Source organism: Evansella halocellulosilytica, assembly GCF_002335745.1.
Lineage (GTDB): Bacteria > Bacillota > Bacilli > Bacillales > Salisediminibacteriaceae > Bacillus_CA > Bacillus_CA halocellulosilytica.
In genome coordinates this window covers 3,924,283-3,950,286 of sequence record NZ_NIST01000001.1, presented here as the reverse complement: position 1 = coordinate 3,950,286, position 26,004 = coordinate 3,924,283, and the positions used below count along the sequence as shown (strand labels likewise).

Sequence of the window (26,004 nt, the reverse complement as noted above, 5' to 3'; positions counted from 1 at the left end):
TGAAGCAGTGAAATTAAACGGATCTGAAAGGGGCACAAACACATGTTACGTTCTATGTATTCTGGTATCGGTGGAATGAATAACTTCCAAACAAAGCTTGATACGATTGGTAATAACATTGCTAACGTTAATACATTCGGATATAAGAAAGGTCGAACAACTTTTAAAGATTTAGTAAGTCAACAATTATCCGGTGCGAGTACAGCAGGAGATAATCGTGGGGGAACAAATCCTCAACAAGTCGGACTAGGCAGCAGCTTAGCATCAATTGATGCAATCCATACGCAAGGTTCTTTACAAACGACAGGAAGAGATCTCGATATGGGAATCTCGGGAGATGGCTTCTTTATCGTGAATGATGGAGAACAATCTTATTATACGAGAGCAGGTAACTTTTATTTAGATGAGCAAGGAAACTTGGTCAATTCAGACGGCTTAAGAGTTCAAGGCTACGGTGTTGATGCTGATGGAAATATTAATGAAGCTGCAGGAATTGGAAACTTAGAAATTGCTGCAGGCGAATTGATGGCGCCACAAGCAACTGATTCTATTGAATTTAGAGGGAACTTAAATGCAGATACAGAGACTGGTGAAGAAATTACAGTTCCTTATGAATTTGTCGATTCGCTAGGGAGAATTCATGAATTAGAGTTAGGTTTTCGTAAAGAAGAAGGCAATGCATGGACAGTCGGAATTGTTGATGCTGATGGAGGGTTTGACGCTATAGGTGATGTAGGCGGATTACAATTCAACTCTTCTGGTGAAGTGGTTGCAGGAGGCACACTGGACCTTACGATTACAGATGGCCTTTATGGTATAGACTTGGATGATGCAGATGACTTGGAGATTGAAATGAATCTATCAAACATGTCCCAGTTTGCTCGAAATACAACAGCTGATGTTTATCACATTTCAGGAAATATGGACGGCACCCTTGAAAGCTATAACATATCTGCGACTGGCGAGATAAATGGTGTATTCTCTAACGGTGAAGTGAGGATACTTGGACAAATTGCGTTAGCAAACTTTAATAACCCAGGTGGACTGTCAAAAGCAGGCAATAATTTGTATGAAGTGTCAAACAACTCAGGTGCTCCACAAGTTGGTTTTGCTGGAGACGGAGGACGAGGTACGTTGACAGGGGCAGCACTTGAAATGTCAAATGTTGATCTCTCTGAAGAATTTGCTGAAATGATCGTGGCACAACGCGGTTTCCAAGCAAATACAAGAATGATTACGACATCAGATGAAATCCTCCAAGAACTTGTTAACTTAAAACGATAAGAAGGGAACAGGCTTAGTGTGGCGTTCGCACTAAGCCCCCCCATTTTATTAAAAGGAGGAAAGGTGTTGAGAAAACACCGTTAAAAACACAATGGTGGAATTAACTAGACTAAATAACCAAATATTCACATTAAATGCTGTTTTCATTGAGCAAATACAATCACTCCCTGATACAACAGTGACTTTGATAAATGGGAAGAAAATAGTCGTAAAGGAATCAGAAGTAGAAGTAGTTGAAAAAGTAAAAGCATTTTATCAAAAAATAGGACTTGCAGGAGTAGCTGTACAGAATACATCTGTACTTAAAGAAAAGGAGGGTTAAACATTGTTTCAAAATCGATTAGTTAACATCATGCTTATTATGCTCGTTGCATTAACGCTTATTGGTGTTTTAACCCTTGTATTGTATACTCAGTTTTTTCAACAAACGAGTGCAGAAGGGGAACCGACAATTGATGAAGTGTTGAAAGTTTCTGCAGAAACAGAAGAAATTACTACGAACTTATTATCTAATAATATTGTCCGCACAACGTTTGTTGTACAACTTGAGAACCGAAATGCAAAAGATGAGTTTACGAAAAGAGATTTCCAAGTTAAAAACATTATCATTCAAGAATTGTCCGACTTAAGAGAAGGTGATCTTCAAGGTGCAGAAGGAATCCGCGGATTAGAAGAGCAGATTCGTTCTAGAGTCAATGAAGTGATGCAAGAAGGAAATGTTGAAAAAGTTTATGTGAAAGATTTAGTGATTCAATAAAATTACGCTAGAAACGAAAAAGAGAGGTGAGGCTCTTTGGCAGATGTATTATCACAAGGAGAAATTGACGCCCTCCTTTCTGCATTATCTACAGGTGAAATGGATGCAGATGAATTAAAAAAAGAGGAAAGCGAAAGAAAAATAAAGGTTTACGATTTTAAAAGAGCACTTCGCTTTTCAAAAGATCAAATTCGAAGCATAACAAGAATACATGAAAATTTTGCGCGTCTTTTAACAACTCAGCTTTCAGCACAACTGAGAACATTTGTTCAAATACATGTTGCTTCTGTTGACCAACTGCCATATGACGAGTTTATCCGCTCAATACCAAAGATGACATTACTAAGTGTATTTGAGCCATATCCGCTTGAGGGAAGATTTGTCATGGAATTTAATCCGAATGTTGGTTATGCGATGCTTGACAGAATGCTAGGCGGCAAAGGAGAAGCATTAAATAAAGTTGAGAACTTAACAGAAATTGAAACGAAAATTATGACACAATTATTTCAACGGACGCTTGAAACGTTCCGCGAATCTTGGGAATCAGTTGAGGAAATTGATCCAGTGATGGATGATTTAGAAGTAAATCCTCAGTTTTTACAGCTCGTATCTCCTAATGAAACTGTCGTTGTCATTTCTTTATCAACGACGATTGGCGAAACGTCCGGTATGATAAACTTATGTATTCCTCATGTTGTCATTGAATCAATCTTGCCTAAATTGTCTGTTCATTTATGGATGCAAACAAAGAAAAAAGAGCGACAACCGGGTGAAATTGAATCGTTAGAAACAAACTTAAAAAAAGCACCATTAGATGTTGTTGTCGAGTTAGGTACTTCACAAATTTCTATCAACGAGTTTTTACATTTAACTGAAGGAGATATTATCGAACTCGATCAATCAATCGAAGATCCATTACTTGTCAGGGTTGGCGATCATTCGAAATTTAAAGCACAGCCAGGGAAAAAGAAATCCAACACAGCAGTTCAAATCACTGACATCATTGATGAGGAGGGGAACGAAGATGAATGATGATATGCTCTCACAAGAAGAGATTAATGCATTATTAAATGGGATGGATGAAGACGATTCAGCGGGAAATGAAACATCTTCAGATCTAATTGTTGAAAATTATTTATCAGGAATTGAACAGGATGCCTTAGGTGAGATTGGTAATATCTCATTTGGAAGCGCAGCAACTGCACTATCTACTCTGCTTAATCAAAAGGTAGATATTACGACACCTAGAGTATCAGTTGTAAAACATGATGAATTGGAGAAAGAGTTCCCACAGCCACACGTTGCTGTCTCTGTTCAATATACAGAGGGGTTTCAAGGGAAAAACTTACTCGTAATTAAAAGCAGAGATGCTGCAGTCATTGCAGATTTAATGCTAGGAAATGACGGATCAAATGTAAATGAAGAGCTTGGTGAAATGGAATTGAGTGCTGTTCAAGAAGCAATGAACCAAATGATGGGTTCTGCCTCTACATCGATGTCAACGATCTTCAACAAACGAGTTGATATATCACCACCAGATATTGACGCATTAAATTTACAAGAAGATCCTGACGGTGTAGACATTCCAGATGATGATATATTAATTCGAATTTCATTCGATTTAAAAGTTGGCAGTTTAATTGATTCAAAGATTATGCAACTAGTTACTGTAAACTTTGCGAAAACAATGGTAGAGCAACTAATGAATCCTGAAGAAGGGGTTCAAGAGAACCAATCATTGGACAGTCATGAAAAGGAAACAGCGCCACACTCACAACAAACTCAAGAAGCAGTTTCATCCGAGTCAAATGAAGATAGATTAGCTCAACAAGGTGGTGCTTCGCAATTGCAAGAAAGAAATCAACCTCAGCATTTATCATCTGGACCGAAACAGTCTGAACGGTCAGCTAATGTTCAACCTGCTGAATTCTCAAACTTTGATACACCATCATTAACTGGTTCTGAAGTGAAAAATTTAGATATGCTTTTAGATATCCCTCTAGAAGTGACGGTAGAGCTAGGAAGAACGAAGCGATCAATTAAAGATATTTTAGAGCTCAGCCAAGGGTCAATTATTGAGTTAGACAAATTAGCAGGTGAACCGATTGATATATTAGTGAACCAAAGGTTAATTGCAAAAGGTGAAGTCGTCGTTATTGATGAAAACTTTGGTGTACGATTAACTGACATCGTCAGTCCGAAAGATCGTTTAAAAAAATTAAGATAATGGAACTAACACGTATAGCTAGGAGGAATTAGAAAAATGACAAAAGTACTTATTGTTGATGATGCTGCATTCATGAGAATGATGATCAAAGATATTTTAACGAAAAATGATTTTGAAGTAGTAGGGGAAGCGGGAGATGGAGCTCAAGCTGTAGAGATGTATAAAGAGCAGTCACCTGATTTAGTTACGATGGATATTACAATGCCTGAAATGGATGGGATTACGGCGTTGAAAGAAATTCGAAAGCATGATCCTAATGCAAAAGTGATAATGTGTTCAGCAATGGGGCAACAAGCAATGGTTATCGATGCGATTCAAGCAGGTGCAAAAGACTTTATTGTGAAGCCTTTCCAAGCCGATCGCGTGTTAGAAGCGATTAATAAAACATTAGGATAAGATCGCTTCAGAGGAGTGTAAATGTTGAAAGCAATTGGAAGAACGATATTTATTTTTGTCATATGCTTTGCCTTTTCCATCCCTACCTTCTCATTTGCTGAGCAGTTCGGAGAAGGTGACGGTAAAGTTGGGGATATGTTTGAAATTGAAAATGTTGAGCAGCATGAAGATTCATTAATTGATCAGGATGAACACGTAGAGGACCGAGCTGATGAAACAACGTATGATTCGGATGAAGAATCTAGTGAGGTAGCCGGAATAGGTGAACAAAACTTATTTTTGTTATCTATGCAAATGTTCTTGGCACTTGGTGTTGTCATATTCCTCATTTACGGTCTGTTGAAATTTGTAAATAACCGCTCTAAATCATTTCGGAGCCATTCAACAATCGAAAGTATAGGCGGAGTAGGGTTAGGGGCGAACCGGTCGATACAGCTTGTCAGAATTGGAGATAAGCTATTCGTTGTCGGCGTTGGAGAAACAGTGCAGTTATTAAAAGAAATTGAAGATGAAGATGAGATCGAAAAAATTCTTGAAGAGCATAAGCCAACTGAAGGTCTTGAACAACCGATAAAAAAATTATCTACATGGATGCAAAAACGTCGAGGTTCTGAAAATCAGTCATCTGAATCGTTTCATAGCTTGTTAGATAATAAGTTGAAAGAAGTTAAAGACTCTCAAGAAAAAGCTCACTCGTCATTTAAGGAGAAAGACAGATGGTAGAAATTCCAGCGCTAGATATTTTTAGTGACGACCCGGAAAATTTAACAGCAACCGTACAGCTGCTCCTACTTTTAACAGTTTTAGCGATTGCACCAGGTATATTGATCTTAATGACTTGTTTTACAAGAATCGTTGTTGTTCTATCATTCGTACGGTCCGGTCTTGCAACACAGCAAATGCCACCGAACCAAGTGCTGATCGGTTTGGCCTTATTTATTACATTTTTTATTATGGCACCTGTATTTGCGGAGGTAAATGAAGAAGCACTTCAACCATTGTTTGAAGGTGAAATAAACCAAGAAGAGGCATTTGATGCCGCAGCGTTACCAATGAAAGAATTTATGGCACAGCATACACGAGAAAAAGATCTTGCTTTATTTATGGGCTATGCAGGATTGGACAGGCCGGAATCATTAGAAGATATTCCGTTAACTTCTTTAGTTCCTGCGTTTGCCATTAGTGAACTTAAAACAGCCTTTCAAATTGGTTTTATGATATTTATTCCTTTTCTAGTCATTGATATGGTTGTTGCCAGTGTTTTAATGTCGATGGGGATGATGATGTTACCACCAGTAATGATTTCATTGCCATTTAAAATACTCCTGTTCGTGATGGTCGATGGCTGGCATCTTGTTGTCAGGTCATTGTTACTTAGTTTTTAAAGGGTGGTTCGAATGAGTGCAGAAATGGTTATAAGTTTAGCGGAGCGTGGGGTATTTACTGTGATTTTAGTAGCGGGTCCACTGTTAATAACGGCTTTAGGACTCGGTTTAATCGTCAGTATATTCCAGGCAACGACACAAATCCAGGAGCAGACATTAGCATTTATCCCGAAAATAGTCGGAGTATTACTCGCGTTAGTTATTTTTGGACCATGGATGCTCTCTCAAGTGCTGGCATTTGCTCAACAGATATACAGTAACTTGCATCAGTTTGTAGGATAAATCCAATGATTGAAATATTTGAATGGTTTCCAGCATTTTTACTCATTTTCGTTCGTATCACCGCTTTTTTAGTCACGTTACCTTTTTTTTCGTATCAAAACATTCCAGCGCCATTAAAAATTGGCATCGGAGTTTTTATAAGTTGGTTAGTTTTTTTTACAGGTGATTGGCCAGTTTTTGAAATCAATTACGAATATTTTTTACTTATTATAAAAGAAGCACTCGTAGGTTTGACAGTAGGTTTAGTTGCAACAATTATTTTATATGCAATACAAGTAGCTGGTGGTTTCATCGATATAAAAATGGGTTTTATGATTGCCAATGTTATTGATCCGCAAACGGGAGCACAAAGCCCTCTAACTGGTGGTTATTTATATACATTTGCCTTATTGTTTTTACTTGCGACAGATGCACATCATTTATTATTGGACGGTGTGTTTTTCAGTTATCAGTTCGTCCCTTTAGAGCAATTGTTTCTACCAATAGGAGATGAATCTGTAATGAATCATGTCGTTACTAGCTTTAATACGATGTTTATTATTGCCTTCCAAATGGCGATGCCCATTGTCGGTTCTCTGTTTTTAGTTGATGTAGCCTTAGGGATGGTTTCCCGGACGGTTCCTCAAGTAAACGTTTTTGTTGTAGGTTTGCCTTTAAAGATTATTGCAGGTTTTATTATTCTCTTTTTAGTCATGGCTCCGTTCTTCGTGTTAGTTCAATATTTAATCGAAACGATGACATTGACAATGAGAACATTGATGGAACTTTATGGAGGAGTTTAGGGATGTATCTTTCCCTCGATTTACAATTTTTCGCTCAAGAGAAAACTGAAAAGGCAACACCGAAAAAAAGACAAGAGTCTCGAAAAAAAGGTCAAGTAGCGAAAAGTACTGATGTCAATACAGCATTTATATTATTATTTGTCTTTTTATTATTTTGGTTTATTGGAAGTTTTGCAGCAGAGCAGATGTTTGGAATTGCGAGGTTTACTTATGAAGAATATCTTTTACTTGATTTAACAGAACAAAATGTTCATTCGATGTTTTTAAACTATACATATCAAGCTGTGATTATCGTTGCACCAATTATGTTCATTGCAATGGTTGCCGGAATCTTCAGCAACTATGTGCAAGTTGGATTTTTATTTGCACCAGAAGCTATTAAAATGAAGCTTAGTAAAATTGATCCAATTAAAGGTGCAAAGCGAATTTTTTCAATTCGTGCGCTTGTAGAATTTTTAAAATCTATGTTGAAAATAACACTCGTCGGTATTGTCACGTTTACTGTCATCTGGGTGTTTTTTGATGAAATATTAAAATTAGGTTTATATTCGGTCGGAGAAGGTGTTCGCTTAATTGGTAATTTGACTGTCATTATGGGACTGTCTGTTGCTTTCTTACTTATTTTTCTATCAATCTTAGATTATATGTATCAAAAATACGACCACGAAAAAAATATTCGAATGTCAAAACAAGATGTGAAAGATGAGTATAAAAAAACAGAAGGTGACCCGCTGATCAAATCCAAAATTAAAGAAAAACAAAAACAAATGGCGATGAGCAGGATGATGCAAGAAGTACCAAAAGCTGATGTCGTCATTACGAACCCGACTCATTATGCCGTAGCACTAAAATATGACGATTCAAAAATGGATGCTCCGGTCGTCGTAGCAAAAGGTGTTGACTACATTGCCTTAAAAGTGATCAACGTTGCTAAAAACAATCATGTCGTAACAGTTGAGAATCGTCCGCTCGCAAGAGCCTTATATGCTCAAGCAGAAATAGGGGATCAAGTACCAGAAGATCTATTTAAAGCGGTAGCAGAGGTACTAGCATATGTATATCGCATTCAAAAGAAATTATAAGATCGTTTAATGTATTTCGATATTAGAAGGAGAGAAGCGCAATGGCACCTAGAGATTTAAGTATATTATTAGGAGTTATACTTATCGTAATCATGTTAATTATTCCACTGCCAACTGGAATGATTGACTTTTTAATCATTATTAATATCTCCTTTGCGCTCTTAATTATACTCGTTTCAATGAATACAAGAGAACCGCTGCAGTTCTCAATATTTCCAACATTATTATTACTTGTGACGTTGTTCCGTCTCGGTCTTAATGTATCTACAACTAGAGCAATCTTAGGAAATCACGGAGATGCAGGAAATGTCATTGAGACGTTTGGAGACTTTGTTGTTGGAGGAAATGCACTTGTCGGTTTTGTTGTATTTATTATTTTAGTCGTCATCCAGTTTGTCGTCATTACAAAAGGGGCTGAACGTGTCTCAGAAGTCGGCGCGCGATTTACATTAGATGCGATGCCAGGAAAGCAAATGAGTATTGATGCAGACTTAAATGCAGGGATGATTTCTGATTCTGAAGCGAGAGAACGTAGAAAGAAAATTGAACAAGAAGCAGATTTTTACGGTTCGATGGATGGTGCAAGTAAATTTGTTAAAGGGGACGCAATTGCTGGGATCGTCATCGTCTTAATTAACATTATTTTTGGTTTAGTCATTGGAATGATACAAGAAGGATTAGACCTTACGTCAGCAGCAAATAAATATACGCTGCTAACAGTCGGAGATGGACTTGTTAGTCAAATTCCAGCACTTCTTGTTTCTACGGCTACAGGAATCGTCGTGACGAGAGCTGCCTCTGAAGGAAACCTTGGTCACGATGTAACACGTCAGTTGTTCGCGTACCCTAAAATGCTTTATGTCGCAGGAGCTACCATTGCACTTTTAGGTTTTTTAACACCTATTGATCCAATTATTACAACGATTGTCGCAGTTATTTTAGGTGCTGGAGGCTTCTTCCTTGAAAGAAATGAGAAGAAGATGCTTGAAGTGGAAAACGTAGAAGAGGAAGAACCAGTTGGAAAAGAAGAGGATATTAAATCTCCAGAGAGTGTCGTGAATTTATTGCAAGTTGATCCCATTGAATTTGAATTTGGTTATGGATTAATCCCATTAGCTGACGCCAACCAAGGAGGGGATCTCCTAGACCGCGTCGTGATGATTAGAAGGCAACTGGCATTAGAAATGGGAATGGTTGTACCAGTCATTCGTATCCGGGATAATATTCAACTTCAACCAAATGAATATTCAATAAAAATAAAAGGCAATGAAGTAGCGAAAGGTGAGCTGCTGTTAGACCATTTTATGGCGATGAGCCCAGGAGTTGAAGATGAGTCAGTGACTGGTATAGAGACGATCGAACCTGCATTCGGACTTCCGGCTCTTTGGATATCAGAGGAATTAAAGGATCAAGCTGAATTATCAGGCTATACAGTTGTAGACCCACCTTCCGTTGTTTCTACTCATTTAACAGAAGTAATTAAGCGTCACGCTCATGAATTACTTGGCCGACAAGAAACGAAGCAGCTTATTGACCATTTAAATGAGTCGTATCCAACGCTTGTCGAAGACGTAACACCGAACCCACTGTCAACTGGGGAAATTCAGAAGGTGTTAAGTAATTTATTAAAAGAAAAGGTTTCAATTCGAAATTTACCTGTCATATTTGAAACATTGGCAGATTACGGTCAAATGTCAAAAGATACCGATTTATTAACTGAATATGTCCGACAATCATTGTCAAGACAAATCTCCAAGCAGTATACGGCTGAAAATGAGCCATTATACGTCATTACTGTCGGTGGATCCGTAGAAAAGACGATAGCAGATGCTGTTCAACAAACAGAACATGGAAACTTTTTGAACTTAGATCCTAATACGATGCAATCTGTTATTGAGACGACAATGAAGGAAGTTGAGCGAATGCAAGAAACAGGTCAAATGCCGGTCATCCTTTGTTCACCAGCTGTTCGAATGTATGTTCGTAACTTGATTGAGCGGTATATTCCTCAAGTTCCAGTGTTATCTTACAATGAGTTGGAGCCGCATATAGAAGTACAAAGTGTCGGGGTGGTGAATGGGTCATGAAGATAAAAAAATATATAGCGAAAAATATGCAGGAAGCGATGACAAAGATTGGTCAAGAATTAGGAAAGGATGCAGTCATTTTAAATTCAAAACAGGTCGAAACTGGCGGGATATTAGGTTTTTTTACAAAAAAAAATATTGAAGTGATCGCAGCGATTGACCCTGATGCAATACGAAAGACAAAAGTGATTCGAAAAGGACCAGTAAAAGCAAGTCCTGAAAAATCTCCTTTTCCTTCAACTGAACGTAAACATCACCTGAAATCGGAGATCGAAAATATTAAAAAAATGATTGAAGCGATGAATAGAAGTCATTTACGAAGTCACGAAGAATATCCTGAAGCGTTAAATGAGATCAATGAGGTCCTTGTTGATCAGGAACTTAATGAAGTCAATCGATTGAATGTCATGAAGAATCTATTAAAACGATGGTATAAACATGAGGGAGAAACAAAAGAAAAGGAAGAAATAATGGACTGGACAGTAGAAGAACTAAAGGAACTGATTCGTGATATCCCTAATGGCGGAGTTTCTTATAATAAAAAGTTTTTAAATCTAGTCGGTCCTACAGGTGTTGGGAAAACGACAACAATCGCTAAAATTGCAGCGAAAGCATCCATACAAGATGGAAAAAAAGTTGCGTTTATTACTACTGATACATACCGTATTGCTGCCATAGAACAATTGAAAACGTATGCGAAAATTTTACATGCACCAATTGAAGTTGCTTACTCAATAGAGGATTTTCAACAAGCGAAATTAAGGTTCAAAGACTGCGATTTCATACTAGTTGATTCAGCAGGACGTAATTTTAGAAATTCACTATATGTTCAGCAGCTTAGTCAAGTCATCGATTTTAATGAAGAAATGGAAACTCACCTTGTCTTATCATTAACGTCAAAATATCGCGATATGAAAAAAATCGTTGAACAATTTAACCATATTAATATAAATAAATTTATTTTTACTAAAGCAGATGAAACCGATTCTCTTGGGGCTATGATCAACGTCATCGCCGAGAGTGGAATAGGCTTATCTTATATTACAACAGGACAAAATGTCCCAGATGACATTACTGAAGCTAACGTTAGCGACATTGTTCATAAGGTCTTAAGGAGAAACAAATGATGAAAGACCAAGCGGATGCTTTAAGAAACAGAGTCACTATAGCGCGTAAGTCTCGGTCGGTAATCGAAAGGGATGAGACTAAAGTTATAGGTGTCGTAAGCGGAAAAGGAGGGGTCGGCAAGTCAAATTTTGTCGTCAACTTTTCCTTAGAGCTTCAAAATCAGGGGCAAAACGTGTTAATATTTGATTTAGACATAGGGATGGCGAATATTGATATTTTATTGGGACAAACGTCTAGGTTATCGATCGTTGATCTTCTAGAAGGAGAGTTGCCGATCTGGGATATAGTCGAAAAGACCCCTGATGGTATTTCTTATATCGCTGGCGGTTCAGGGTTACGAGATGTCTTTGAGATGAATGATCATCGTAAAGAGCATTTTATGAGTCAATTACAAGTCATGAATGAGCATTATGATTATATTATTTTTGACATGGGTGCAGGGGCGAGTAAAAGTTCTTTCCAGTTTTTATTAGCTGCTCATGAAATTATTCTTTTGACAACGCCGGAGCCGACATCTGTAACAGATGCTTATGCGATGATTAAGCACATTCACGTTGAAGATGAAGAGGTTCCGTTATCGATCGTTGTTAATCGGACACTCAATAAAAATGAAGGAAATACAACAGCTCAAAACATTCTAAATGTGAGCACCCGTTTTTTACAGAAAGAAGTTCATTATTTAGGAGCAATCCCTGATGATAATTCAGTTCGTAAAGCTGTCCGTTCACAAAGGCCGTTCATTTTGGACGCACCTAACTCCAAACCAGCGGCCGCGATAAAGAAAATCGCAAAAAATTATACAGCAAGCAAGTATGAAGAAGAAATTGATCGGTATCAATATTTTCTATCAAAAGTAAAAAGGTTATTTAAATCATAAATCTATCAAACATATCTTACTTAAAGTCGTTCGGAAAAGGATGACATTCACGAAAAAAATATAAAGGGGGTACGCCAATGATTAACGTTCTAGTCGTCGACGATTCTGCATTTATGAGAAAAATGATTAGTGATTTCCTTGAAGAAGATTCTGCGATAAACGTTATCGCTAAAGCTCGTAATGGAGAAGATGCTTTAGAGAAGATCGTTCAATATAAACCTGATGTCGTCACATTAGACGTAGAAATGCCAGTTATGAACGGAATCCATGCTTTAAAAGTAATTATGGAAAAGTACCCCACACCAACAATTATGCTTTCCAGTACGACGAAGGAAGGCGCCGAAACGACAATTGAAGCAATGGAATTAGGCGCCTTTGATTTCATTCCTAAACCGTCAGGTCCAATCTCTCTAGATATACATAAAGTAAAGAGTAGTTTAGTCGAAAAGGTAAAATGGGCTGCGAAAACGAAAGTAACGAAGCTCTCTAAATTTGAAAGGAAAAAATCGCTTCCTCATAGTCATGATATAAAACAGATCAATAAGAGATTTTCGAGTAAGAGTGAAACAAAAACGGTCGTAGCAATTGGCACATCAACCGGTGGTCCGAAGGCATTGCAAGAAGTTCTGCCGGTCATTCCAGAATGTTTTCCGCATCCGATATTAATCGTTCAGCATATGCCTAAAGGATTTACAAAATCATTAAGCCAACGGTTAAACTCTCTTTCAAAAATTACGGTGAAGGAAGCAGAAGATGGAGAGATTTTAAAGCAAGGAGTTGCTTATATTGCCCCTGGAGGGTACCACTTATTAGCGAAAAAAATGGGAACTTCCATTGTAATTAAATTAGACGTGTCTGAACCGGTTAATGGTCACCGACCATCTGTTGACACAATGTTCAACTCTCTCTGTCAATTGAATGTAAAAGTCATTGCTGCAATCCTAACAGGAATGGGTTCTGATGGAACGAAAGGACTTTTGAATTTAAAAATGAACACACAGACATGTAGTATTGCTGAGTCAGAAATGACGTCGATTGTTTATGGAATGCCGAGATCAGCTGTTGAAACGAGAAAAGTAGATTTTGTCCTAGATTTAGAAGATGTCGCACCAAAAATTGTGAGTGAATGTAACTAGAGGAGGTAAGGTTGTGGAGAGTAACCAATATTTGGACATGTTTATTGATGAAAGCAACGAGCATTTACAAGCGATGAATGAAAATCTATTATCGTTAGAAAAAAATCCAAGTGATACATCAATTGTCAATGAAGTTTTCCGGTCAGCGCACACGTTAAAAGGAATGGCTGCTACGATGGGATTTGAAGATTTAGCAAGCTTAACTCACCAGATGGAAAATGTGCTGGATGGGATTCGTAATAATCAAATTTCAGCAACGAGTGAATTGATGGATGTCGTTTTTGAATCTGTCGATTATTTAGAAGAAATGGTTGAAGACATCTCAAATAACGGTTCAGGTAAAAAGAATGTTAAAGCAATTGTTGACAAGCTTGAGCGAATTGAAAAAGGCGAAGCTGTACAAGAAATAGCAGCAACGACTGCTACACAGGAACATAAAAGTCAGACCGAAGTTGCCTCAGAACTTCGATTTGATGATTTTGAATTAACCGTTTTATCACAATCTAAAGAACAAGGTTTCTCGTCATTTAATCTCTCCATTCATTTGAGAGAAGATTGTATATTAAAAGCCGCTAGAGTGTTTATGGTTTTTGAAGTTTTAGAACAAATTGGTGAAGTAATCAAGTCAAATCCTACAGTTGAACAGTTGGAAGAGGAGAAGTTCGAAACATCATTTATCGTTACACTCGTTACAAAAGAATCGGCAAATGAGGTCAAAGAACGTGTTATGAAGGTGTCTGAAATTGAAAAAGTCGTGATAGATGAATTAAATCTTGATGCAATAAATAACATTACAGACAACTACGATCATGATTCTTCTGCAGACTCTTTAACAGAAAAGTTATCTGAGAAGGATGATAATTCAGGTGAAAATAATCAAGAAAAAGAAAGTGACAAACAAAAAGCAGCACCGTCAGCAAATAAAACAATAAGGGTGAATATTGAACGCCTCGATACATTAATGAACTTATTCGAGGAACTCGTTATTGATCGAGGAAGATTAGAGCAAATTTCAAAAGAAGTTAACAGTAACGAATTAACAGAAACTGTTGAACATATGTCTCGTATTTCTGGTGATTTACAAAATATTATTTTAAATATGCGAATGGTCCCTGTCGAGCAAGTATTTAACAGATTTCCGAGAATGGTTCGGGGACTGTCAAAAGATTTAAATAAGGATGTCCATTTAGAAATCATCGGTGCTGAAACAGAATTAGACCGGACGGTTATCGATGAAATTGGCGATCCGCTCGTCCATCTATTAAGAAACTCGATTGATCATGGGGTGGAAGACCCAGAGACGAGAAAAAAGAACGGGAAACCAGCTCAAGGTAACATCACGCTTAATGCTTATCATAGTGGAAACCATGTATTTATTGAAGTGTCTGATGATGGTGCAGGTATTAATGGTGAAAAAGTCTTAAATAAAGCGATTGATCGCGGTGTCGTATCGAAAGAGAATGCCTCGTCGTTAACTGATAAACAAGTGTATGAACTTCTGTTTTCGAGTGGATTAAGTACAGCAGACCAAATATCTGATATTTCAGGTAGAGGTGTTGGGTTGGATGTTGTAAAAAGCAAAATTGAATCATTAGGCGGAAACGTTTCAGTAGATTCAGAGCCTGGTTATGGGACTGAATTTTTAATTCAATTACCGCTCACTTTATCGATCATATCAGTAATGCTCACAGAAGTGGAAGATGAAATTTTTGCGATTCCTTTATCATCGATTATTGAAACGGCAATTATTAAAGATGAAGAAATTTTGGCTGCCCATAATCAGAAGGTAATCGATTTTAGAGGCAGTGTCGTTCCGTTAATTTATTTAAATGAATTTTTCGACGTTCCGAAAACGACAGAGAAAGGCAAGTATCATTCAATTGTGATTGTTCGCAAAGGGGAGAAAATGGCTGCTCTCGTCGTTGACTCATTCATTGGTCAGCAAGAGATTGTTTTAAAATCATTAGGGAATTATTTAACAAATGTCTTTGCTATATCCGGGGCAACTATTTTAGGGAATGGACAAGTTGCACTTATTGTTGATTGTAATTCGTTAATCAAATCGTAATGGATGATTTAGGAAACTTGTAAGTGATTATGAAAGATTTTATATTAGGAGGTCGTAAACGTGACGGATTTAAAAGTAATTGTATTTCAATTGAAGGATGAAGAATACGGAGTTGAAGTTGAGCAAGTGAAGTCCATTGAGCGTGTCCAGCATATTACACGTGTGCCAAATACACCACCATTTGTTAAAGGAGTCATTAATTTAAGAGGGGTTGTAACACCAATTATAGACTTAAGGTCTCGATTTGGGATAGAACCTGCAGAAGAGACAAATGCGACAAGGATTATTATTATTTCATATGAAGAAATGGAAGTAGGGTTAATTGTTGATGCTGCTAATGATGTCATCGACATAAGAGGCGAGGCGATTGAACCTCCACCTGAAGTGGTTGGCGGTCTTGAAGCTGATTATATTAGAGGTGTAGCAAAACTAGATAAGCGTCTTTTAATATTGCTAAACTTAGATAAAGTGTTAAATCATCAAGAAATAAATGAATTACATGAGATTGAGGCTCATGGCTAATGAGTTACTTAGATAACATTAAAGATTATCATTTAGATACGTTAAAAGAAGTAGGTAATATTGGAGCGGGACATGCTGCGACTGCTTTATCAAATTTATTAAATAAGGAAATTGAAATGCAAGTCCCGTCTGTCAATGTAGTTCCTTTTAATGAAATAAGTGATACTCTTGGTGGTGAAGAAACGGTTGTTGCGGGCATTTTTTTAAGAATTCAAGGAGATGCCCCAGGAAATATGTTTTTTATGCTTCCTGTTGAAGAAGCATCTGTGCTCATTCAGCATTTAACTGGTGATGAAAGTATAGATTTAACAGCACCTCCTTATTCGGAAATGGGTTTATCAGCACTAAATGAAATGGGGAATATTCTCGCAGGTTCATACTTATCGGCACTGGCTGATTTTACGAAACTGAATTTACAGCCGACCCCTCCAGAAGTAGCAATTGATATGATGATGGCTATTATTAGTCACGGGTTAATCGAAATCTCCAGAACTGGTGACTATGCAATCGTGATCGATACCGAAATAGACGAAAAGGATGAAGAAAATATTACTAAAACGAAAGGTCACTTTTTTCTATTACCGGATCCTGACTCCTTTCAAAAAATCTTTGAATCTTTAGGAGTACCAGTCGATGAATAGCGTATTATCAGCTCAAGTTATTAAAGTAGGAATGGCAGATTTAAAACTTACAACCCCCCCTAATACGATTCGTACATCAGGTCTAGGCTCTTGCGTTGGAATCATTATATTTGATGAGCGCAAGAAACTAGCTGGGATGGCACATATTATGCTCCCTGATTCATCATTAGCAAAATCAGGCGCAATAAATCGAGCAAAATATGCGAATACAGCTATTCAAGATTTAGTTAGCGGATTAATGAAAGAAGGTGCTACTGTTATCCGATTAAAAGCCAAAATAGCTGGAGGCGCACAAATGTTTAAATTTTCTACACATAATGAAGTGATGAGGGTCGGACCGAGAAATGTTGAAGCAGTAAAACAAGCCTTGGACGCACATAAGATCCCGATCGTAAGTGAAGATGTAGGCGGGAACAGTGGTAGAACAATTGAATTTAACCCAAGCACGATGGTACTAGAAATTCGAACTGTAAATAAAGGAGTGAAGGAGATCTAATGATTCAAGGGAACATCAAATGGTTTTTTCACTTTTCACTCATCGGGTTAGTCACCGTGTTTTTATCATCTATATTTATAAATACTTTTTTAACATCTGTAATCCGAAGCCTAATGGGTTCAATCATAGGTGGAGTAATTGGTATCTTCCTTTACTGGTCTTATAAATATGTTTTTGCTGAAAAACAGCATTCACAAAAAGAAAGTCGTCTATTAAAGGAAGAAAATCAACCTGAAGAATTAGAAGAACAGATTGCTGAAATGAAGCAAGGTCAAAGCGAACGAGAAGCTGAATTTCAAAAAGACGAAGTGAAGAAAACGAGTGGTTATGTAAAACAATTATTGAATGAGTAGGAGGGTTCCGATGCCTCAAGTTCATGTTACAAAGAAACTAATAGAAGACTGGGATCGCTGGACATCAGATCGCGATACTGTTGCGGGTGACCAACTTGTCCATGCATACACTCCGTTAGTTGAATATCATGTTCAACGAATTGGAGCAACCCTTCCGAAAAATGTTCATTTAGATGATTTACGGAGCCATGGGATGTTCGGTTTGTATGATGCATTAGAAAAGTTTGATCACTCAAGAGATCTTAAATTTGATACGTATGCTTCTTTTCGAATTCGCGGTGCAATTATAGATGGGTTGCGGCAGGAAGATTGGCTTCCGCGATCTCTACGTGAAAAGTCAAAGAAAATCGAACAAACGATCGAAAAACTAGAACAAGAATTAGGGAGGACACCTTCTTCTACTGAAGTCGCAGAACAGATATCGATGAAAGAGGAAGATGTTCTTCATATTATGAATGAGAGTTTTTTAGCGAATCAGTTGTCAATTGATGAACCGACACAAGATAGTGAAAGAGAAGAATCTTATTCCTCAACCATTGTTGATCGGAACACTTTAACTCCTGAACAAAGTCTTGTAAAAAAAGCACAAATGGGAGAATTAGAAGAAGTCATCAAGCAGCTGTCTGAAAAGGAGCAGCTTGTGATCAGTTTATTTTATTTTGAAGAATTATCATTAACTGAAATAGGTGAAGTCTTAAAGCTATCGACATCTAGAATTTCTCAAATACATTCTAAAACGCTGTTTAAATTACAACAAAAATTGTTAAAGAAAAAAGAACACATATAAGATACTAATTTAGTATCTGCCAAATAGATGTCTAGTAAACATTTAAGGGATGATACCAATGATTGAATTAAATGATATTTTTGAAATTGAGATAAGTGATGATCATTTAAAAGCCTATGTTAAACTGAAGTCGACAGCAAATGAACAAGTAAGTTTAGACGAAATAGAACAGTTTATCAATGAACACGGAATTAAATACGGGATTCATCAAAATATTGTTGAAGATATGAAAGATGGAAAAGTTACATCTCCAGTCATCGTAGCAGAAGGGAAGAAGGCAGTTGATGGAGAAGATGCTTATTTAAAGCCGATAATTCCGTTAAATAAAAATGAGAATATTGCTCTAGATGATACAGTAAAAGTAGATTTAAAACAAGTAATCGAAATCCCATCCGTTACTCAAGGAACGGTAGTAGGTGAAAAAGTTCCTAGTAAGGACGGAATATCGGGTATGAACGTACTAGGGGTAGAATTAAAACCGAAGCCGGGCAAAGATATGAAGCTAAGACCCGGAAAAAATACGAGAATTAATAAAGAAGGGACGAAAGTTATTGCTACGGTAGATGGCCAGTTGTCTGTTGATCGTAAAGTTATTCACGTCTATCCAGTATACGAAGTGAATGGTGATTTGGATTTAAAAGTAGGAAATATCGATTTTGTCGGCAATGTCAATATACGAGGGAATGTTCCAGAAGGCTTTCGTATTAAAGCGGCGGGAGATATCAGAATTCACGGATCCGTGGAAGGAGTTACATTAGAAGCTGGGGGCTCTATTTTTATTCATCAAGGTGTAGTAGCTCAAGGAAAAGGAATCATCGAAGCAAAAGGTGACTTTACTACGTCTTTTATTAATCAAGGGAATGTAAGGGTTTCCAGAGATGTCGTCGTTTCACAATCAATTTTACATAGTCATATAGAAGCGCAGGGGTATGTTTATTGTAAACATGGCCGCGGTAATATAGTTGGAGGCAGCATTTCTGCAGGTAAAGGCATTGAAGTAAATGAAGTAGGAAATAATATGAACACACCTACCTCTCTTTATTTAGGAATTGGACAACATGCTATCGAAAAAGAAAAGCTTTTAAAGGTTCAATTAGAAACGTTACAATCAGATGTACAAAAGCTGGGATTGTTATATAAAAAATTAATACAAAAAGAAAAGCAAAGTCAATTGAGCAGCCAAGACCGGATTATGAAACTGCGGGTGCAAAACTCATTTAAAGAAACACAACAGAACATTGAAGAGATAAAAGATGAGCTCGCCGATTTAGAGGTTGTTTTTCAAAGTCAGTCCAATAGTCAAATTCGTATTTTTAATGAACTTTACCCGAATACAAATATCCATTTTGGTAAATATAGACGGAAAATCGTTACGAAACACAAATATGTTATGTTCCGATTAGACCAACGGGAAATCAGCTTTGAATCACTGTAAATATTGTTAACGAGAGATTTTAAGGAGGGAACGGTTATGGGAGGAGTAAAGTCACTCGGAATGCAAGTAGCTTTGCCTCGTACTCAGACAGCCGGGAAAATCCAAGATCAATTACAGCAGCGTGGACAAATCACCCAAGGATATATTGCTAAAAGTAAAGAGGAAGAGGAACAAAAAAAGAAGAAGTCAGTTACAGAATCTGAACATTCTCAAAAGAAGAATCTTAACAATGAAGACGATGGACAAAAGCGTGGCAAAGATCAAATGTTTACATATGAACATAGAAAAAAAGGCAAAGAAGAAGAGGAAAATGAGCATCACCCATATAAAGGTAAGAATTTTGACGCATCATGGTAAAGGGGAAAAGTATGTATGGTATATTTATTAATTGTAAGCTTAATGTTACATTTTATTAGTTTCTTCTTCATTGTCATCCTATTCCAAAGACAAAATGAGCAGCATCCAAACGATCACAAGAAAACGGTAAAAGAGATGGAAGATTTATTAATCGCCTATACGACCGAAATGAAGGACAATAACGACAGGCTTGCACGACGGATGAATCATTTAAATATTCAACATGAAGGTCATCCTAATGTACAAAACAGCGTTCATACGAACTTACAACCGGAAGAGCATACAAATACAGTCGAGGACCAGGCACAAGTGTCTACGGCAAATGTCGATCATAAAAGCAGTGATTCTAAAAGTTATGCAAATGAGCGTGTAAAGGAGCATGAAGATTTTGAAGATGTAAAGTACTCATTATACGAACCTCCCTCTCCTCAAGAAGAAACTGCACATAAATATGTAGAAACTTCCACAACTTCAAAGGTCCTTTCATTATATGAAAAAGGTTACAACGTACACGATATTGCCAAACAACTAGATATGGGAGCAGGAGAAGTAGAACTACTGTTAAAGTTTAATAAACAATTATAACGAGAGCCCTTGTCATAAGATGAACAATATGGTATATTATTTCTCGGTGTTAATCACACACGTTTGCTGATTTAAGTGGTGGTGCTGCATTTCTTGCAGTTTCACTTAAAGGAGATGCGAACGGAGGAAAAAAAACCAAGAGGAGGTGAGTGAAGTGGCAGTGATCTCCATGAAACAATTATTAGAAGCAGGGGTGCACTTCGGTCATCAAACACGCCGTTGGAACCCAAAGATGGATCGCTACATCTTCACCGAAAGAAACGGAATTTACATTATTGACTTGCAAAAAACAGTCAAAAAAGTTGACGAAGCGTTCAACTTTGTTCGTGACCTAGGAGCACAAGGTGGAACAATCTTGTTCGTAGGAACGAAAAAACAAGCCCAAGACGCTGTGAAAGAAGAAGCAGAGCGTTGTGGCATGTACTACATTAACCAGCGTTGGTTAGGTGGAACATTAACGAACTTTGATACGATTCGTAAACGTATCGGTCGTTTAATTGAAATTGAGACGATGGAAGAAGATGGAACATTTGACGTCCTTCCTAAAAAAGAAGTTGTTCTTCTTAATAAAGAAAAAGATCGTCTTAACAAGTTCTTAGGTGGAATTAAAGAAATGGATAAGCTTCCTGATGCTTTATTCATTATTGATCCACGTAAAGAGCGTATTGCTGTTGCGGAAGCTCATAAGCTGAACATCCCAATCGTTGCTATTGTTGACACGAACTGTGATCCAGATGAAGTAGACTACGTTATCCCTGGTAACGATGATGCGATCCGTGCTGTTCGTTTACTAACAGCGAAAATGGCAGATGCAATCATTGAAGCAAACCAAGGTGAAGAAACTACGGCTTAATACAGCTGTCGAAAAGGGTGATAGAGGGCTAGACCCTTATCACCCTTTTTTTAAAGCAAGTTCGTTAAAAAGATTGTACTTTATGAATAAATTAGATTGATTACCCTGTTGATTGACAATACTTTTACATAGGGGTAAAAATGAGAGTGTTCCTAATAAAGTTACGACATAATTTCCATTTAACATTTAAGGAGGAATTCCAATGGCAATTTCAGCGAAAATGGTAAAAGAATTGCGTGAACAAACAGGTGCAGGTATGATGGACTGCAAAAAAGCGTTAACTGAAACGGATGGCGATATGGAGAAAGCAGTCGACTTCCTTAGAGAAAAAGGGATTGCTAAAGCTGCGAAAAAAGCAGATCGTGTTGCTGCAGAAGGTTTAGCTCATATTAAGACTGAAGGAAATAAAGCAGTTTTAGTGGAAATTAACTCAGAAACAGACTTCGTAGCGAAAAATGAAAACTTTATTAACCTTGTCGATCAAATAGCTACACATCTACTAAAAAACGCTCCATCTTCCGTAGAAGAAGCTTTAGGACAAGACTTTGATGCAGAAGGAACGTTAGAGAATTTCATCAACAATCAAATTGCGAAAATTGGTGAAAAAATCTCACTTCGCCGTTTTGAAATTGTTGAGAGTGGCGATAACGAGACTTTTGGTGCATACATCCATATGGGTGGACGTATCGGAGTGTTAACAGTTCTTGAAGGAACGACAGATGAACAAGTAGCAAAAGATGTTGCAATGCATGTTGCTGCAATTAACCCTAAATATGTAAGCCGCGACGAAGTATCTGAAGAAGAAGTAAATCGTGAGCGTGAAGTTCTTAAACAACAAGCAATGAACGAAGGTAAGCCTGAGCATATTGTTGATAAAATGGTTGAAGGCCGTCTAAGCAAGTACTTCGAAGAAATTTGTTTAAATGATCAAGCATTTGTAAAAGATGGAGATCAAAAAGTAGGTAAGTACGTTGCGTCTAAAAATGCAAAAGTTAAAACTTTCTACCGTTATGAAGTAGGAGAAGGTCTAGAAAAGCGTGAAGATAACTTTGCTGAAGAAGTTATGTCTCAAGTGAAAAAATAAGTATTTTTTAAAAGGGACACCGTTGTGTCCCTTTTTTCCAAAGACTTTTTAATTCAAACAGATGTAAATGAGTGCAATAATAATATTCATCATGAATGATCATCAAATTGGGAATTGATCGTATTGGAGGGTACCATGGAAAAGCCTAAATACAATCGGATTGTCTTGAAATTAAGTGGAGAAGCTTTAGCGGGCGATCAAGGATACGGAATCGATCCATCTGTCATTCAATCCATCGCCAAACAAATCGGTGAAATTATTGAATTAGACGTAGAAGTAGCGATTATTGTCGGCGGAGGGAATATTTGGAGAGGTATGGCCGGCAGTGCGAAAGGAATGGACCGTGCGACAGCTGATTATATGGGGATGCTTGCAACGGTAATGAATTCATTAGCTCTCCAAGACAGCCTTGAAAACATTGGTGTACAAACTCGTGTCCAAACATCCATTGAGATGAGACAAGTGGCAGAACCTTACATAAGAAGAAGAGCTATCCGTCACCTTGAGAAAAAACGAGTCGTTATATTTGCAGCTGGAACTGGAAATCCGTATTTTTCAACAGATACAACGGCTGCATTAAGAGCAGCTGAAATTGAAGCTGATGTCATCTTGATGGCTAAAAACAAAGTGGATGGAGTTTACAGCGCAGATCCATCAGTAGATACGAATGCGAAAAAATATGAAACATTGACTTATTTAGATTTATTAAAAGACGGTCTAGCCGTAATGGATTCAACTGCTTCATCGTTATGTATGGATAATGACATTCCATTAATTGTATTCTCCATTACTGAAGAAGGTAATATTAAAAGAGCTGTTGAAGGTGAAGACATTGGAACAATTATAAGGGGGAAAGAATGATGACAAACGAAATTTTAAATCAATCAAAAGAACGAATGAACAAGTCAGTCGATTCTTATCGAAAAGAATTAGCAACAATCCGTGCAGGTCGAGCGAATCCGTCTATTTTAGACAAAGTACAAGTTGAGTATTACGGAATGATGACACCGCTAAATCAACTCGCAACAATCTCTGTTCCAGAAGCACGCATGCTAACAATCCAACCATTTGATAAATCATCTGTTTCAGATATCGAAAAAGCGATCCAAAAAGCGGACCTCGGTTTATCACCTTCTAGTGACGGGAATATTATTCGAATTTCTATTCCTGCTTTAACAGAAGAGCGCCGTAAAGAGTTGACTAAATTAGTCGGGCGATACTCAGAAGATGCGAAGGTAGCTGTACGAAATATTCGACGTGATGCGAACGATGAATTAAAGAAAGTTCAAAAAGATGGCGAGATTACCGAAGATGAGCTACGCCGCGGTCAAGATGATGTCCAAAAGCTAACAGATAACGTAATTAGCCAAATTGAAGAGATTGCAAAAGCAAAAGAAGAAGAAATCATGGAAGTGTAACGCAAAAACATGTAAAATAAAGATGCAAAAGACCCTCTTTTCTCAGGGGGTTTTTTTACAATTTCTATACTACGTCTATATAAAGAATAGAAGTAAGCCATAAGCTCAGTGAACAAAAGTATTTTTATAAAACAGGGATTTACAAAGCTGTTTTCTAAAAGTCTGTTGCTAGTCCATTTCACACTTCTCTATAAATAGAATAACAAAGGTTATTTTCCTGAGCTTTTAACACTCTCTTTTTTATGGTATATAAATTGTTTAAAAAAAAGTGTATGATGGATAAAATGATAAGATAAGTGAAAGATTAAAACGCTCCTTCGCGAAACATTCATACATAATGATATGTCCTGAAAAGGTATGGGGCATTTTAAGTATTTTGGGGGATAAACAATGCTAAGAAAACTTACAGGTCGTAAGACAAAACAACTTGTCGATATGGAGACTTCAATTTCATATGAAATTGAAAACTTGCCAAAACATATAGCCATTATTATGGATGGTAATGGACGCTGGGCTAAGAAAAGAGGACTCCCGCGAGTTGCTGGTCATAGAGAAGGAATGAACGTGATTCGTAAAATTGTTCGGCAAGCGAATAAACTCGGAATTGAAGCGTTAACGTTATATGCCTTCTCGACAGAAAATTGGAAACGACCGAAAGGTGAAGTAGACTTTTTAATGAGGTTACCAGAACGTTTTTTAAATGTAGAGCTTCCGAAGTTAGTGAAAGAAAATGTTGTTGTTCGATTGACTGGATCAAAAGAAAATTTACCTAGTCATACAATAAAAGCGGTAGAACGTGCAGTTGAAGAAACGAGAGGCAATGACGGTTTGACATTAAACTTCGCTTTAAATTATGGCAGCCGTCATGAAATCATTGAAGCGGTCAAAAAGGTTTACCGAGAAGTTGAAGAGAAGAAGATGTCCATTGACGAGATTAATGAAGAGATGTTATCGGAACATTTAATGACTGGCAACTTATCAGATCCGGACCTCCTCATTAGAACGAGCGGTGAAATTCGCCTCAGCAATTTCATGTTATGGCAGTTAGCTTACTCTGAATTTTGGTTTACAGATGTATTATGGCCAGATTTTACAGAAGAACATTTATTAGAAGCGATTCACGTTTATCAGAAGCGTACGAGAAGATATGGTGGAGTCTAGAAAGGTGGAGGAATATGAAACAGCGCATTATAACGGGTGTGATTGCAGGTGCTGGCTTTATTGGCCTTGTCGTCATCGGTAACCTCCCCTTTACACTATTAATGATCGCTCTGGCAACAATCGCAATGGGAGAAATACTAAAAATGAAACAAATTTCTCCATTTTCGATTCAAGGTCTGTTGAGCTTTTTCCTTATGTGGCTTTTGCTCATACCGGACATGTACTTTACTTTAGATTGGTTACATATGACCAAAATGGAATTATTTTTATTATTCATATTCATTTTACTAGCATTTACGGTCATTACGAAAAATTCATTTAGCTTTGATGAAGCGGGATTTACAATTTTAGCCTCAGTTTATATAGGGCTTGGCTTTCATTATTTTATGTATACACGCTTTTTAGATGATGGACTAGCTCTCTTATTTTTCATTATTATTTTAGTATGGTCAACAGATTCTGGCGCTTATTTTGCAGGAAGAAGTCTTGGAAAAAGGAAGCTTTGGCCAGAAATTAGTCCAAAGAAAACGATAGAAGGAGCGATTGGCGGAATCGTTTTAGCCTTTATCATCGGCATCGTTTATGTTCAGTTTGTTCCTCTGTTTGATTCTTTCTATAAAACAATTATATTTATACTCGTCGTATCTGTAGCAGGACAAATGGGGGATTTGGTCGAGTCTGCACTAAAAAGACATTATTCGGTAAAAGATTCGGGACAAGTTTTACCTGGGCATGGTGGGATTCTTGATCGCTTTGACAGTTTGATCTTTGTTATGCCTGTCTTATTTTTATTCGCCTTAATATAAGTCATTCTCTTGATC

The 26,004-nt window shown here is 37.3% G+C and carries 30 protein-coding genes; all 30 read left to right on the top strand.

The window, feature by feature from the left end; translation table 11 throughout:
* Nucleotides 1-42 precede the first annotated feature (42 nt).
* The 30 genes from CD001_RS18735 (at nt 43) to CD001_RS18590 (ending at nt 25,989) form a co-directional block, all read left to right on the top strand.
* Nucleotides 43-1,284, top strand: coding sequence for a flagellar hook protein FlgE (locus CD001_RS18735; RefSeq protein ID WP_096189121.1), 1,242 nt, complete (start codon nt 43-45; stop codon nt 1,282-1,284).
* 91 nt (nt 1,285-1,375) lie between these two features.
* Nucleotides 1,376-1,606, top strand: a complete 231-nt coding sequence (locus CD001_RS18730) for a flagellar FlbD family protein (protein ID WP_096189120.1) — start codon at nt 1,376-1,378, stop codon at nt 1,604-1,606.
* Between the two features lie 3 nt (nt 1,607-1,609).
* On the top strand, nt 1,610-2,041 hold the full coding sequence (gene fliL / locus CD001_RS18725; protein WP_096189119.1) for a flagellar basal body-associated protein FliL: 432 nt from the start codon (nt 1,610-1,612) through the stop codon (nt 2,039-2,041).
* A gap of 36 nt (nt 2,042-2,077) precedes the next feature.
* The gene (fliM, locus tag CD001_RS18720) at nt 2,078-3,073 is read left to right on the top strand and encodes a flagellar motor switch protein FliM (RefSeq protein ID WP_096189118.1); all 996 of its coding nucleotides are present in this window, start codon (nt 2,078-2,080) and stop codon (nt 3,071-3,073) included.
* Complete coding sequence (gene fliY, locus CD001_RS18715) at nt 3,066-4,268, top strand: flagellar motor switch phosphatase FliY (protein WP_096189117.1); 1,203 nt, start codon at nt 3,066-3,068, stop codon at nt 4,266-4,268. The genes fliM and fliY overlap by 8 nt, the downstream gene beginning before the upstream one ends.
* Before the next feature lie 36 nt (nt 4,269-4,304).
* A complete protein-coding gene (locus CD001_RS18710) occupies nt 4,305-4,664 on the top strand; it encodes a response regulator (protein ID WP_096189116.1) in 360 nt (119 codons plus the stop codon).
* A gap of 21 nt (nt 4,665-4,685) precedes the next feature.
* Nucleotides 4,686-5,387, top strand: coding sequence for a flagellar biosynthetic protein FliO (locus CD001_RS18705; protein WP_096189115.1), 702 nt, complete (start codon nt 4,686-4,688; stop codon nt 5,385-5,387).
* Nucleotides 5,381-6,049, top strand: coding sequence for a flagellar type III secretion system pore protein FliP (gene fliP / locus CD001_RS18700; protein WP_096189114.1), 669 nt, complete (start codon nt 5,381-5,383; stop codon nt 6,047-6,049). Before CD001_RS18705 ends, fliP begins: the two co-directional genes overlap by 7 nt.
* Before the next feature lie 12 nt (nt 6,050-6,061).
* On the top strand, nt 6,062-6,331 hold the full coding sequence (fliQ, locus tag CD001_RS18695; protein ID WP_096189113.1) for a flagellar biosynthesis protein FliQ: 270 nt from the start codon (nt 6,062-6,064) through the stop codon (nt 6,329-6,331).
* A 5-nt stretch (nt 6,332-6,336) separates the two neighbouring features.
* Complete coding sequence (fliR, locus tag CD001_RS18690) at nt 6,337-7,113, top strand: flagellar biosynthetic protein FliR (RefSeq protein WP_096189112.1); 777 nt, start codon at nt 6,337-6,339, stop codon at nt 7,111-7,113.
* 2 nt (nt 7,114-7,115) lie between these two features.
* The gene (gene flhB, locus CD001_RS18685; RefSeq protein WP_096189111.1) at nt 7,116-8,195 is read left to right on the top strand and encodes a flagellar biosynthesis protein FlhB; all 1,080 of its coding nucleotides are present in this window, start codon (nt 7,116-7,118) and stop codon (nt 8,193-8,195) included.
* 41 nt (nt 8,196-8,236) lie between these two features.
* Nucleotides 8,237-10,282 (top strand): flagellar biosynthesis protein FlhA, encoded by a 2,046-nt coding sequence (gene flhA, locus CD001_RS18680; protein WP_096189110.1) that lies wholly within the window; start codon nt 8,237-8,239, stop codon nt 10,280-10,282.
* A complete protein-coding gene (gene flhF / locus CD001_RS18675) occupies nt 10,279-11,409 on the top strand; it encodes a flagellar biosynthesis protein FlhF (protein WP_096189109.1) in 1,131 nt (376 codons plus the stop codon). The genes flhA and flhF overlap by 4 nt, the downstream gene beginning before the upstream one ends.
* The gene (locus CD001_RS18670) at nt 11,406-12,287 is read left to right on the top strand and encodes a MinD/ParA family protein (protein ID WP_096189108.1); all 882 of its coding nucleotides are present in this window, start codon (nt 11,406-11,408) and stop codon (nt 12,285-12,287) included. The genes flhF and CD001_RS18670 overlap by 4 nt, the downstream gene beginning before the upstream one ends.
* Nucleotides 12,288-12,364: 77 nt before the next feature.
* Nucleotides 12,365-13,423: a protein-glutamate methylesterase/protein-glutamine glutaminase gene (locus tag CD001_RS18665; RefSeq protein ID WP_096189107.1), complete on the top strand. Its 1,059-nt coding sequence runs from the start codon at nt 12,365-12,367 to the stop codon at nt 13,421-13,423.
* 13 nt (nt 13,424-13,436) lie between these two features.
* Nucleotides 13,437-15,491 (top strand): chemotaxis protein CheA, encoded by a 2,055-nt coding sequence (locus CD001_RS18660; protein ID WP_096189106.1) that lies wholly within the window; start codon nt 13,437-13,439, stop codon nt 15,489-15,491.
* Nucleotides 15,492-15,551: 60 nt separating this feature from the next.
* Nucleotides 15,552-16,013, top strand: a complete 462-nt coding sequence (locus CD001_RS18655; RefSeq protein WP_096189105.1) for a chemotaxis protein CheW — start codon at nt 15,552-15,554, stop codon at nt 16,011-16,013.
* The gene (locus CD001_RS18650) at nt 16,013-16,654 is read left to right on the top strand and encodes a chemotaxis protein CheC (RefSeq protein WP_096189104.1); all 642 of its coding nucleotides are present in this window, start codon (nt 16,013-16,015) and stop codon (nt 16,652-16,654) included. The genes CD001_RS18655 and CD001_RS18650 overlap by 1 nt, the downstream gene beginning before the upstream one ends.
* On the top strand, nt 16,647-17,150 hold the full coding sequence (locus tag CD001_RS18645) for a chemotaxis protein CheD (RefSeq protein ID WP_096189103.1): 504 nt from the start codon (nt 16,647-16,649) through the stop codon (nt 17,148-17,150). The genes CD001_RS18650 and CD001_RS18645 overlap by 8 nt, the downstream gene beginning before the upstream one ends.
* Complete coding sequence (locus CD001_RS18640) at nt 17,150-17,503, top strand: hypothetical protein (RefSeq protein WP_096189102.1); 354 nt, start codon at nt 17,150-17,152, stop codon at nt 17,501-17,503. Before CD001_RS18645 ends, CD001_RS18640 begins: the two co-directional genes overlap by 1 nt.
* Nucleotides 17,504-17,513: 10 nt before the next feature.
* The gene (locus CD001_RS18635; protein ID WP_096189101.1) at nt 17,514-18,290 is read left to right on the top strand and encodes a FliA/WhiG family RNA polymerase sigma factor; all 777 of its coding nucleotides are present in this window, start codon (nt 17,514-17,516) and stop codon (nt 18,288-18,290) included.
* A gap of 58 nt (nt 18,291-18,348) precedes the next feature.
* Nucleotides 18,349-19,725 carry a DUF342 domain-containing protein gene (locus CD001_RS18630; RefSeq protein ID WP_179298815.1) on the top strand — a complete coding sequence of 459 codons (1,377 nt, stop codon included), beginning with the start codon at nt 18,349-18,351 and terminating at the stop codon, nt 19,723-19,725.
* 36 nt (nt 19,726-19,761) lie between these two features.
* Nucleotides 19,762-20,082 carry a hypothetical protein gene (locus CD001_RS18625; protein ID WP_096189099.1) on the top strand — a complete coding sequence of 107 codons (321 nt, stop codon included), beginning with the start codon at nt 19,762-19,764 and terminating at the stop codon, nt 20,080-20,082.
* A gap of 15 nt (nt 20,083-20,097) precedes the next feature.
* A complete protein-coding gene (locus CD001_RS18620; RefSeq protein WP_096189098.1) occupies nt 20,098-20,667 on the top strand; it encodes a DUF6115 domain-containing protein in 570 nt (189 codons plus the stop codon).
* Between the two features lie 154 nt (nt 20,668-20,821).
* On the top strand, nt 20,822-21,520 hold the full coding sequence (rpsB, locus tag CD001_RS18615; protein WP_096189097.1) for a 30S ribosomal protein S2: 699 nt from the start codon (nt 20,822-20,824) through the stop codon (nt 21,518-21,520).
* A 202-nt stretch (nt 21,521-21,722) separates the two neighbouring features.
* The gene (gene tsf / locus CD001_RS18610) at nt 21,723-22,604 is read left to right on the top strand and encodes a translation elongation factor Ts (RefSeq protein ID WP_096189096.1); all 882 of its coding nucleotides are present in this window, start codon (nt 21,723-21,725) and stop codon (nt 22,602-22,604) included.
* 135 nt (nt 22,605-22,739) lie between these two features.
* The gene (gene pyrH, locus CD001_RS18605) at nt 22,740-23,465 is read left to right on the top strand and encodes a UMP kinase (protein WP_096189095.1); all 726 of its coding nucleotides are present in this window, start codon (nt 22,740-22,742) and stop codon (nt 23,463-23,465) included.
* A complete protein-coding gene (frr, locus tag CD001_RS18600) occupies nt 23,465-24,022 on the top strand; it encodes a ribosome recycling factor (protein WP_096189094.1) in 558 nt (185 codons plus the stop codon). Before pyrH ends, frr begins: the two co-directional genes overlap by 1 nt.
* A gap of 390 nt (nt 24,023-24,412) precedes the next feature.
* Complete coding sequence (locus CD001_RS18595) at nt 24,413-25,183, top strand: isoprenyl transferase (RefSeq protein WP_096189093.1); 771 nt, start codon at nt 24,413-24,415, stop codon at nt 25,181-25,183.
* A gap of 14 nt (nt 25,184-25,197) precedes the next feature.
* The gene (locus CD001_RS18590; RefSeq protein WP_096189092.1) at nt 25,198-25,989 is read left to right on the top strand and encodes a phosphatidate cytidylyltransferase; all 792 of its coding nucleotides are present in this window, start codon (nt 25,198-25,200) and stop codon (nt 25,987-25,989) included.
* Nucleotides 25,990-26,004: the final 15 nt, after the last annotated feature.